Raw genomic sequence first — 11,390 nt, forward strand, 5'->3', positions numbered from 1 at the left:
GGCACAGGTTGACGATCTGGAAGTGGCCGCTGACGGCCTGAGCATTACGGGGACCGGCGAACCGGGTGCTTCCATCACCGTTCGTGATGCTGACGGCAACGTCATCAGCCTCCCGGGTGCCGTGGTGGGCGAAGATGGTAACTTCACCGTAACGCTGAGCACCCCTCAGACCAACGGCGAAACCCTCTCCGTTACCCAGACCGACGAAGCGGGCAACCCGTCCGATCCGGCCACCGTTGATGCGGGCGACACCACGCCTCCGGCGCAGGTTGACGATCTGATCGTATCCAATGACGGTCTGACTATTATCGGTACCGGCGAACCGGGTGCCTCCATCACCGTTCGTGATGCTGACGGCAACATTATCAGCCTCCCTGGTGCGGTTGTAGGTGAAGACGGCAACTTTGTCGTGAACCTGAACCCGGCACAGACCAACGGTGAAACCCTCTCCGTTATTCAAACCGATGAAGCGGGCAACCCGTCCGATCCGGCCACCGTTGACGCGGGCGATACCACGCCTCCGGCGCAGGTAGACGATCTGGAAGTGGCCGCTGACGGCCTGACGATTACGGGTACCGGTGAACCGGGTGCAGCCATCACCGTTCGTGATGCTGACGGCAACATTATCAGCCTCCCGGGTACTGTGGTGGGCGAAGACGGCAACTTCACCGTAACGCTGAGCACGCCTCAGACCAACGGCGAAACCCTCTCCGTCATTCAGACCGATGAAGCAGGCAATCCGTCCGATCCAACCACCGTTGACGCGGGCGATACCACGCCTCCGGTACAGGTAGGGGATCTGGACGTGGCACTTAACGGCCTGAGCATCACGGGTACTGGCGAGCCAGGTGCGAGCATCACCGTACGTAATGCCGCCGGCACTGTGATCAGCGTGGCAGGAGCCATCGTTGGAGAAGACGGTAACTTCACTGTAACCCTGACTTCCGCGCAGACCAATGGCCAGGCGCTGACCGTCCAGCAGACCGATCCAGCGGGCAACCCATCGCCAACTGCACCGGTTACTGCACACGACACTACGCCACCGGATGCTCCAACCGGACTGTCTATCAACACGGCGGGTACGGTGATTACCGGTACCGGTGAGCCTGGCTCAACCGTGACGGTGAAAGATGCCAACGGCAATACCATCAGTCCGGCGAACGTGAAGGTTGGAGATAATGGTTCCTTTACCGTTAATCTGACTACGCCGCAAACCAATGGTACGCAGCTGTCGGTTACGCTGACGGATGCCGCGAACAACCCATCAACGGCGTCGTCGGTGAAAGCCGCGATCATCGTGACGGCAACGCCGGATACCGGTGAAGTGGACTTCCTGACGCACACGGGAAGCGTACAGTCCACGGCGATTGGTGCGGACAGCAAGACTGCATTACTGACTGTGGGTCTTGGGGCGAATCTGCTGAATATTACCCTTCTGGGTAGCAACCCATATCTGCAGTTCACCGTGGGGGCGAATGAGTCTCGAACCTTTACCGTAACCGGCGGTATTAATGGGGCTCAGATTCTTTCAACCGTTTCGGCGTATGTGTACCACGTTAACACCGATGGTTCATTAACCCGTGTTGCCACTGGTCAACTCTACCAGGTACTGCTTGGTCTGACACCTACCTCAGGTTCTCACACCTTTACCATTAACACCGCCGGATCCTATGTTGTTGCGTTGAACACCACAGGTGTCACGGCAATCACCACGAACAACTTGAGCGTAAACGCAGCAACCGACCTGACCACCACTGTGCTTACCAACAGCACCAGTACGACAGGCCACCTGTTAGCCAATGACACCAGCTCCTCTACTGGTGAAATTCCAACAGGCACGCATGTCTCCACGGTGAACGGTACGACGATTGCAACCTCTGGTCTGACCACCATCACTAATGCGTACGGCTCTCTGGCTGTCAACGCGGCGGGGGATTACACCTTCACCCTGGCAGCTAACCTGAAAGTGAACTCGTTGCCAGCAACAACGACCTTTACCTATCAGGTGGTTGATTCGCATAACGTGACGACATCATCGACGCTGACCATTACCCTGCACAACGGGGTGAATACGTTCAGTGCGCTGATGGCGGTGGAATCCTTCGATACTGATGGTGAAGCCTCCGGCACCGTTCACGGCAACGTGCACGATGGCGATACCACCACTCATACCGGCGCAACGCTGAGTATTGATGGTATCAGCCTGACGGATGACGGTACGGCATCGACCACCGTGGATGGCCTGTACGGCACGCTGACTATCAACGCTGACGGTACGTACAGCTATGAATTAAACGAAGGGATCACCGCGGCCGATATCACTTCTAAAGAAGTGTTCTCGTACTCGCTGGTTGAAACCGACGGTTCAATCACGCTGAACTCGCTGACCATTGACCTGGCACCAGCGGTCACTGGCACCAGCGAAGATGACTCTGTTTCCGGCAGTGCCTACAACGACACCTTCACTCTGGGTGACGGGGCAGACACGGTGGTTTACCACCTGCTGGATCAGGATGACTCTACCGGCGGCAACGGTGCGGATACCTGGACCGACTTCACCGTCGGCGAAGACCACATCGATGTCAGTGAACTGCTGCAGGGCTGGGACGGTTCGGCCGCCACTATCGGTAACTATGTCTCGGTAGAACATACCGACGACGGCAATACCGTGGTGTCGATTGACCGTGACGGTGCAGGAACGCAGTACGACTCAACCGAACTGATTACTCTCGAAAATGTGACCGTTACCCTGGACGAATTGCTGCAACAGCACAATACTTCCGTGTAACTAATGATTTAGGGATTTTTCAGTGGCACAGGGAAGTGCCAAAAAATGTAACGTTATTTACTAACGGGGGTAGTGTAGCCAGGGGCTGCCGCACCCCCGTTTCCTGTTACGGTTTGCCTGAAGGAGTACGCGGATTGTTAAATGTTACAACAGTAAAACCCCGCAGACGGGTGAAGCATGTAAGAGATCAGCAACAGCGAACAGGGAAAAGTATTTCTATGATTCATCGCCTAAAACGCAGTACGGCAGGCTTACTTATGCTGACCGGTGTTTTGTTTCCGCTGGCTCCGGCGCAGGCAGAAGAGCTGGATGAAGACGCCCCTTCGCGCATCAGCGCGCAACATCTGGTTACCCAACAAGAACTACCCAGCCTGAACGGCGAAGTCACCGAACTTGTTATAGAAAATACCAACCAGCCGCTGGATATCAGCAAGGCGGTACAGCGCGCGGTACAGTGGCATCCGACAATCAGTGAACAGGTCGGGAAATTATTTGAGCAGTCCGAACAGGTGAATTACGCCCGTTCCAAGTACTATCCGCAAATTAGCGGTGGAATGAATAACGGTATTACCAACACATACAGTGGACACGGTTACAGCCCGTCGCTGGTCCTTTCGCTTTCCCAGATGCTGTATGACTTCGGTAAAGTCTCCAGCTCTGTGCGTTCTGCGAATGCCGGCGTGGCACAACAGCAGGCCCAGGTATTGGTGAGCATCGACAAGGTTGCTCATGATACGGCCGCTGCATTAGTACAGGTTCAGGGATATCAGGAGCTGGTTGCCATCGCACAGGCGCAGCTGGACTCGTTGAACACCATTGGCGGCCTGGCCCGCGAGCGTAACGATCAGGGAGCCAGCTCGCTATCGGACGTGGTACAGACCAACACCCGTATAGAAGGCGCGCGCGCGACGCTGATGCAGTATCGCGCCAACCTCGATCGCTGGCGCGCAACGCTGGCCACCTATCTCGGCTGGAAAGCGGTGAATAAAGTCACCAACGACTTCCCGGCAAAGCTGACGAAAGCCTGTGAAGTGACCCAGGTTGACGATCGCTTAATCCCTTCCGTGCTGGCCGCGTGGGCACAGGCCAATCAGGCGCAGGCCCAGCTGGATTATGCCGATGCCCAGCGGATGCCGACCATCTCCCTGGAGCCGGAAGTCACCCACTATCTTAACGATCGCTACGCCAACCATCAGACCCTGGACCGCACACAGTATTCGGCGTATGTCCGGGTACAGATGCCGCTGTATCAGGGCGGCGGGCTGGATGCACAGCGTAATGCCGCCATGCATACCCTTGAGGCGGCCAATGCCATGGTGCAGTCGGCGCGTCTGGATGCCCGGCAGCAGCTCAGCGCTTCGCAGAACGAGTCGATGAGCCTCAGCACCACCTTAGCCATTCAGGCCCGTCAGCAGGCGCTCGGTGAAAAAACCCGCGAGCTGTATCAACAGCAGTACCTGCAGCTTGGCACCCGCCAGCTTCTCGACGTGCTGAACGCCGAGCAGGAAATTTATCAGTCCCGTTTTACCGAGCAGCAGACCATCGCCCAGCTCCGTACCCTGCAGCTGGACTGTCTGTACAGCACGGGGCATATCCGCAGTGCTTTTGCCCTGGATAATCAGAAAATCCAGCAGGTGGAGATCCAACCATGAGTCAGCTGCACCAGGAACCTCTCGAACCCGATAACGGCGAGAATAATAATGAGAACAGCCATCTTCACGACTGGGTGACGGCGATTGGCCAGATTGCCAGACACTACCGTCTGGAATATTCCCCCGGCGGTCTGCAGGCCGCCGCCAGCTGGCAGCGGGATAAGCCGCTGGCGGCCATTATTCAAAATCTCGGTCGTCAGGCCGGGCTGTCCGGCCGACTGCTGAACACCGAAGACAGTGAGATCACCAGCTGGCGACTGCCGCTGGTGATCCAGCTGAATGACGGCCAGGTGGGCATTATTGAAACCTTCGACGGCAAAGACGGCATCGGGGTCAGCTTTATCAGTGACGCCCAGCTGGTGACGCAGCTCTCTTTCTCCGAGCTGCTGCCGGACATCCGGCATATTGCCGCCTTCCGTCCCGTTGCCGCAGTAAAAGATGTCCGCGCCGACCGCTATCTGGCGGAATACACGCCGAACTGGCTGCGCGATCTGGTGATGCGCGATATCCGCCCGTACTGGTACGTGATGCTGGCTTCGTTAATCATCAATGTGATGGCGCTGTCCGGGATTATCTTCTCGATGCAGGTGTATGACCGGGTAATCCCGGCGCAGTCCTATCCGACGCTGTACGTGCTGTTTGGCGGCGTGATGATTGCCATTATCTTCTCATTCATCATGCGTATCGCCCGCGGGCACGTGACCGATATTCTTGGCAAACGCGCCGATTTGCGCGTCTCCGATCGGGTCTTTGGCCACGCGCTGCGCCTGCGTAACAGTGCGATCCCCCGCTCCACCGGCAGCTTTATTTCCCAGGTACGTGAACTGGAACAGGTGCGTGAAATGGTCACCTCGACCACCGTGTCTGCCATCGTTGATATGCCCTTCTTCCTGCTGTTTATGGGCGTACTGATCGTGATCTCGCCTTACCTGTCCTGGATAGCACCGGTGGCGACGGTACTGATGCTGGTACCCGGCCTGCTGTTACAGAAAAAGCTGGCGCGGCTGGCACGCCAGGCCTCGATGGAAACCACCCTGCGCAACGCGATTCTGGTGGAGAGTTTGCAGGGCCTGGAAGATATCAAACTGATGCAGGCGGAGCAGCGCTTCCAGCAGCAGTGGAACAGCTACATTCAGATCACCGCACAGTCCGGCATGGCCACCCGCCGCCTGACTCAGGGGCTAATCAGCTGGGGAATGACCGTGCAGAGCCTGGTGTACGCCACCGTGGTGATGATCGGTGCACCGCTGGTGATCAACGGTGATATTACCACCGGTGCGGTGGTGGCAGCGTCGATGCTCTCTTCACGTATGATTGCCCCGATGACCAGCCTGTGCGGCGTGCTGGCACGCTGGCAGCAGGTGAAAGCGGCGAAGGACGGCCTGGATAACATCATGAAGCTGCCGGTGGAAAACGGTGGTGATGAGGCGCGCGTACACTGCGCCACGCTGTACGGTGATTACTATATCCGTTCGGCGGTGTTCCGCTATGACATGGAATCGACCCAGATCCCGCTGCGGGTGAACAAGCTGGATATCCGCCGCGGCGAACGCATTGCCGTGCTGGGCCGCAACGGTGCCGGGAAGTCCACCTTCCTGCAGGCGCTGTCCGGTGGCGTGGAGCTGGCGGACGGCGAGCTGCGGCTGGATAACCTCAGCCTGCCGCATATCGACGTCGCCGACCTGCGGCGCAATATCGGCCTGCTGACCCAGAACGCCCGCATGTTCCACGGCACCCTGCGCGACAACCTGACCATGGGTGCACCGCATGCCCGCGACGAAGATATCTTCGCGGTGCTGGAAGTGTGCGGCGCGGCCGACTTTATCAAACGCCTGCCGCTGGGGCTGGAACACCAGATTATGGAAGGCGGGCTGGGTCTGTCCGGCGGACAGCGTCAGTCCATCCTGCTGGCACGTATGCTGCTGCGTGACCCGAATATCGTGCTGCTGGATGAACCGACCGCCTCGCTGGATGAACACACCGAACGCGACTTCCTGCAGCGCCTTAGCGGCTGGCTGGCCGGTCGTACGCTGATTATCGCCACCCACCGCGCTGCCGTGCTGGAGCTGGCCGAGCGTGTGCTAGTACTGAAGGATGGTGCGCTGGTGATGGACGCGCCGAAGGATAAAGCGATGAATCGTGCCGAAGAGAAAAAACGCACCCTGGAGGTCAGCGATGAAAACAAATTTGCCTGATCTGCCGATCACCCTCGATGGAGCCAAATCTCCGGTACAGCCGGTCTATAACGGTGCCAGTATTACCCTGGCGGACGACATCGATAACAGTGAAAGTGATGAAGTCAAACTGTCCAGCTCCACGCGGATTGTGTGGATCACCGCGCTGATGCTGGCGGTGATTGCCGTCTGGGCGTGGTTTGGCACGCTGGATGAAGTCTCTAACGGTACGGGTAAGGTCATCCCCAGCACCCGTGAGCAGGTACTGCAGTCGCTGGACGGCGGGATCCTCGGCGGCCTGAACGTACGTGAAGGCTCCAAAGTGGAAGCCGGCCAGATCGTGGCGTGGATGGACCCGACCCGATCCGAATCTAACGTCGGTGAAAGCGCGGCCCGCTACCGGGCGGCACTGGCCTCAGCCTCGCGTCTGACGGCGGAAGTGAACGATCTGCCGCTGACCTTCCCGGCCGAACTGGATAAATATGAGTCGTTGAAAGCGACCGAAACCCGGCTGTATAACACCCGCCGTGCCCAGCTGAAAGGGTCGGAAACGCAGATCAATGAAGCGCTGGACCTGGTAAAACGCGAGCTGCAAATCACCGAGCGGCTCGCCACCACCGGCGCGGCCAGTAATGTAGAAGTGCTGCGCCTGCGCCGCCAGAAGGCGGACCTTGACCTGAAGTTGACCGATCTGCGTTCGCAATACTACGTGCAGGCGCGGGAAGAGATGGCCAAAGCCAACGCCGAAGCCGATTCGCTGGCGGAAGTGATCAAGGGCCGTTCAGATTCAGTCGACCGTTTGACCGTACGTTCGCCGGTGCGCGGCATCGTTAAAAATATCAAAGTGAACACCATCGGCGGGGTTATCCCCCCTAACGGCGATCTGATGGAGATTGTGCCGGTTGACGATCGTCTGCTGATCGAAGCCCGCCTGTCGCCGCGCGATATTGCCTTTATCCACCCCGGCCAGAATGCGCTGGTCAAGATCAGCGCCTACGACTATGCCATTTACGGCGGGCTGCACGGCGTGGTTGAGACCATTTCACCGGATACCATTCAGGACGAAGTGAAACCGGAGATTTATTACTACCGCGTATTTATCCGTACCGATGTCGACTATCTGCAGAATAAAAATGGCAAACACTTCTCCATTTCTCCGGGAATGATCGCGTCGGTGGATATTAAAACCGGCGAGAAAACCGTGATGGATTACCTGTTTAAACCGTTTAACCGAGCAAAAGAAGCGCTCAGAGAGCGTTAATAGTCTCTGGAGGAGATGAGATGTCATTAAGCAAACTATTGCAGGCAGCCCGAGATTCTGCCGAAAGCGTGACGACCACAGCACTGCCGGCAGGTCATCCCGGCTGGGTACTCTTTTTCAGTCTCTGTCACGGGAATAAACGTGCACATGTCCATATTGCCAGCGGAAACAGCTTTGAACAGGCCTGGAGTGAGGGCGCGGAAGCGCTGCAAAAATGGAATAAAAAACAAAGCCGCAAGCCGCTCTGGCTGCGGGTGGACGTGGTGGATCAGGTCCGTGCGGTGAGCTGGGAAGATTTACAGCGTGAATTCGGCAAGACGAAACGCAATTACTTTGGCTGCGGGCTTTCTCTGGACAGCCAGTTCACCCTCGCCATGCTGCCTCAGGAACTGTGCGCCAACGCCGTCCTGTATGAAGGCAATAAAAACCTCGCGACGCCGAACGTGATTAACCTGGCGAGCTACGGCCGCCAGCGTTTTGGTCAGCCGTTACAGTGGCCGCAGCGCGACGATGAGATCCTCTGGTGCTTTACCACCAGCGGCGTATTTACCGACGGTCAGCAAACTCTGCCGCTGGAAAATCGCGGGCTGAACGCGGGCTACCGCCGCATTGACAACTGGCCGGGCGAGACGCTGCCACAGGTGATTGATAGCGCCACCAGCTTCCTGGCAGAACAGGTGAAATCTTCCGGTGAGTTTTACTACGGCTGGTTCCCCTGCTTTGACCGCCCTATTGACTCCTACAACGCGCTGCGCCACGCCAGTTCCACCTATGCCCTGCTTGAAGGCTGGGAGAAAAGCCAGCAGCCGCAGCAGATTGAAGCGGTTGAGCGCTCGCTGCGCTACCTGACCGGCAAGCTGATCCACACCCGCAAACTGCCGGATGGCAGCGACGCCGATTTTCTTGTCGATACCGGCAATGAGATCAAGCTGGGCGGCAACGCTGTTTGTATTCTGGCAATGGCTAAATACACCGAACTGACCGGCGATCGTCGTTTTGTTGAGCAGATGGAGCGGCTGGCAAACGGCATCGGCTTTATGCAGACAGATAAGAAATCGTTTGTTCACGTGCTGAACTTCCCCAGCCTGTCGGTGAAGGCAGAACATCGCATCATCTATTACGACGGTGAAGCGGCCTTTGCGCTGATGCGGCTTTACGGCATAACGCGCAATCCGCGCTGGCTGGAGATCGTCGAGCGCGCGTTTGACTACTTTATTGAGAATAAACACTGGCAGGCACACGACCACTGGTTGAGTTACTGCGTTAATGAACTGACGCTGTACCGGCCTGAAGAGCGCTATTTTAAATTCGGGCTGGATAACGTTCGCGACTATCTGAATTTTGTGCTGACGCGCATCACCACTTTCCCGACGTTGCTTGAGCTGATGATGGCGGCGCAGAAGATGATCGTGCGGATGGCCGCCGACGAACGCCACGCCCATCTGCTGTTTGACTTCGATCTGAATAAATTTTACGAGGCGCTGGAGTTCCGCGCCCGCTACCTGCTGAACGGTTTCTTCTGGCCAGAACTGGCGATGTTCTTTAAAAACCCCGAGCGTATTGTTGGCAGCTTCTTTATCCGCCACCACAGCTTCCGAGTGAGGATCGATGATGTTGAACACTATCTTTCAGGCTACGTTGCCTACCACAACTATCTGCGTCAACCCGCTCATGAACAGGCGGCCGCTGTGAAGGCCTCAGTAGCGGCAAAGGCCATGGCTGCACGCGGTGGGCCAAGAAAGTCCGGCGAACCACGGGTGCTGTTCCTGTGTGAAAACCTGCGTAACGTCGGTAACGGTATTGAAGTGGCAACGATGCGCCGCGTCAGGCTGTTTAAAGAGTACCTTGGCGTGGTGCCAACCATTCTAAGTTCGTCGTTTAACCCGGCGCTGGAAGAAACCGCCGAGGCCTTTAAGGCGGCCGGTAAGCTTCCGGCAGAAACTCAGGTGATGAGCATCTATCAGTGGCTTTCACCGCTGTGCGATAGCAAGAAACTCGCACCGCTGGCGGCGATTCCGCAGGGCGTGCTGTTACGTTCAACGGGGGCGAAAGACACGCCGCTGCGCGTGTTGCAGTATGCGCTGCCGGGGCGTGAAGGCGAGCTGAGCTTCGAAGATTATGTCGACAGCCGTCAGCGCATCGTTCTGCGCAAGCACTATACCCAGCGCCAGCAGAGCAGCCTGTTGTCCAGCATTGAGGTCGGCCAGCCAAACGCCGAGAAACTGAGCTGGCGCAGCGACGCGGCGTTTGTCGCGGCGATGGCGATCATGTGCCTCGACCCGCGTACCGAATGGCACTTCCTGGTGGATAAAAACCGTCCGTGGAGCGAGTTTATCCGCCATGCACCACACCTGCACTGCAACGGCACGCTGACCACCCTGTTCCACTCCACCCACAAACTGGCCGATGGCAGGCTGAAGGCAGGCTATGCACGCGTCCTGGACTGCGAGAAAAGTATCGACCAGCTGATCGTGTTAACCGACGGACAGCAGCAGGCGCTGCTCAACAGCGGGTTCCCGGCGCAGCGGCTGCGCGCTATCCCTAACCACATTGATAACCCGCAGGCGACCAAAAAAATCACCAAAAAAGCCAGCAAAAATGTGGTCTATATGGCCCGTTATGCTGAAGAAAAACGCCACGGCCTGCTGATCCGTGTATTTGAGAAAGTACTGAAAGCGGTGCCAGATGCGCAGCTGCATACCTGGGGCGTAGGTCCGCTGCGTGCCGGACTGATTAAACAGGTTCAGGACAAAGGCCTGACGCAGAATATCCATATCAATGGATTCTCCGCCGATGTTGAAGACATCCACCGCCAGGCCTGCTGCGCGGTATTGTGTTCCGACCAGGAAGGTTTCTCGCTGTTTGGCCTGGAAGCACTGGCCTACAGCACACCGCTGGTCAGCTTTAACGTCGATTACGGTCCGCGCGATCTGCTGAGCAACTTCAAGGCAGGCGTGCTGGTTGAAGACGGTAACGAGCAGGCGCTGGCGGATACGTTGATCGATCTGCTTGAGCACCCGGGTAAACTACGCACCATGCGCGGGGCAGCTGCACGCAGCGCGGCACGCTTCTTTACGCCGGTGGTGGCAGAGAAATGGCGGCAGTGGTGGGATGATATGCGCCAGTTGGCGGCCGACCGCGAACAGCAGGCGCTACCAGCCAGCCAGGAGCGCGTCAAAATAAAGCAATAGTCGTTCCGTGCCGTTGGAGATAGCGCCGGCGCCCGGATCAAAATAGTCTGAGACATCACAACATTTATTCAGTTGATGACGGGGGCGGTTAGCATTTTCGCCCCCGATATCCTGGCCATTCCCGCTTTGCGCGACCTGCGCTGAAAAAGTCCCTCATCGTACGTCAGCGATCGCCTTAACTATCATCCGCTAATGACCGCCTGACTGACATCACGCTGTCGATGATATGAATATCATGGCTTCGTTAATGACTGCACAACGGCAAGCCTGTGTCTTTTTGCATAAAACTGGATGGGCTTTTTTGTGCCTGCCTTCGCGCGTTTT

General features: G+C 57.3%; 5 protein-coding genes. All 5 read left to right on the top strand.

The features are described 5' to 3' along the window. A partial coding sequence (locus IBT46_RS24025; protein ID WP_200547703.1) for an Ig-like domain-containing protein occupies positions 1–2,788 on the top strand: 2,788 nt, incomplete at its 5' end. A gap of 218 nt (positions 2,789–3,006) precedes the next feature. Next, entirely contained in the window at positions 3,007–4,440 is a 1,434-nt protein-coding gene (locus IBT46_RS24030) for a TolC family outer membrane protein (RefSeq protein WP_370569525.1), read from the top strand. Next, positions 4,437–6,635, top strand: coding sequence for a type I secretion system permease/ATPase (locus tag IBT46_RS24035; RefSeq protein ID WP_200547704.1), 2,199 nt, complete (start codon positions 4,437–4,439; stop codon positions 6,633–6,635). The genes IBT46_RS24030 and IBT46_RS24035 overlap by 4 nt, the downstream gene beginning before the upstream one ends. Then, positions 6,616–7,875, top strand: a complete 1,260-nt coding sequence (locus tag IBT46_RS24040) for an HlyD family type I secretion periplasmic adaptor subunit (protein ID WP_200547705.1) — start codon at positions 6,616–6,618, stop codon at positions 7,873–7,875. Before IBT46_RS24035 ends, IBT46_RS24040 begins: the two co-directional genes overlap by 20 nt. A 20-nt stretch (positions 7,876–7,895) precedes the next feature. Beyond that, positions 7,896–11,066 carry a glycosyltransferase gene (locus IBT46_RS24045; protein WP_200547706.1) on the top strand — a complete coding sequence of 1,057 codons (3,171 nt, stop codon included), beginning with the start codon at positions 7,896–7,898 and terminating at the stop codon, positions 11,064–11,066. The last annotated feature ends 324 nt before the right edge of the window (positions 11,067–11,390 follow it).

Origin of the sequence: Erwinia sp. S38 (assembly GCF_016624545.1) — a bacterium.
Classification (GTDB): Bacteria; Pseudomonadota; Gammaproteobacteria; order Enterobacterales; family Enterobacteriaceae; genus Erwinia; species Erwinia coffeiphila.

Coding starts and splice junctions, on each gene's coding strand:
- IBT46_RS24030 (WP_370569525.1), top strand. CDS start 3,007: ATGATTCATCGCCTAAAACGCAGTACGGCAGGCTTACTTATGCTGACC.
- IBT46_RS24035 (WP_200547704.1), top strand. CDS start 4,437: ATGAGTCAGCTGCACCAGGAACCTCTCGAACCCGATAACGGCGAGAAT.
- IBT46_RS24040 (WP_200547705.1), top strand. CDS start 6,616: ATGAAAACAAATTTGCCTGATCTGCCGATCACCCTCGATGGAGCCAAA.
- IBT46_RS24045 (WP_200547706.1), top strand. CDS start 7,896: ATGTCATTAAGCAAACTATTGCAGGCAGCCCGAGATTCTGCCGAAAGC.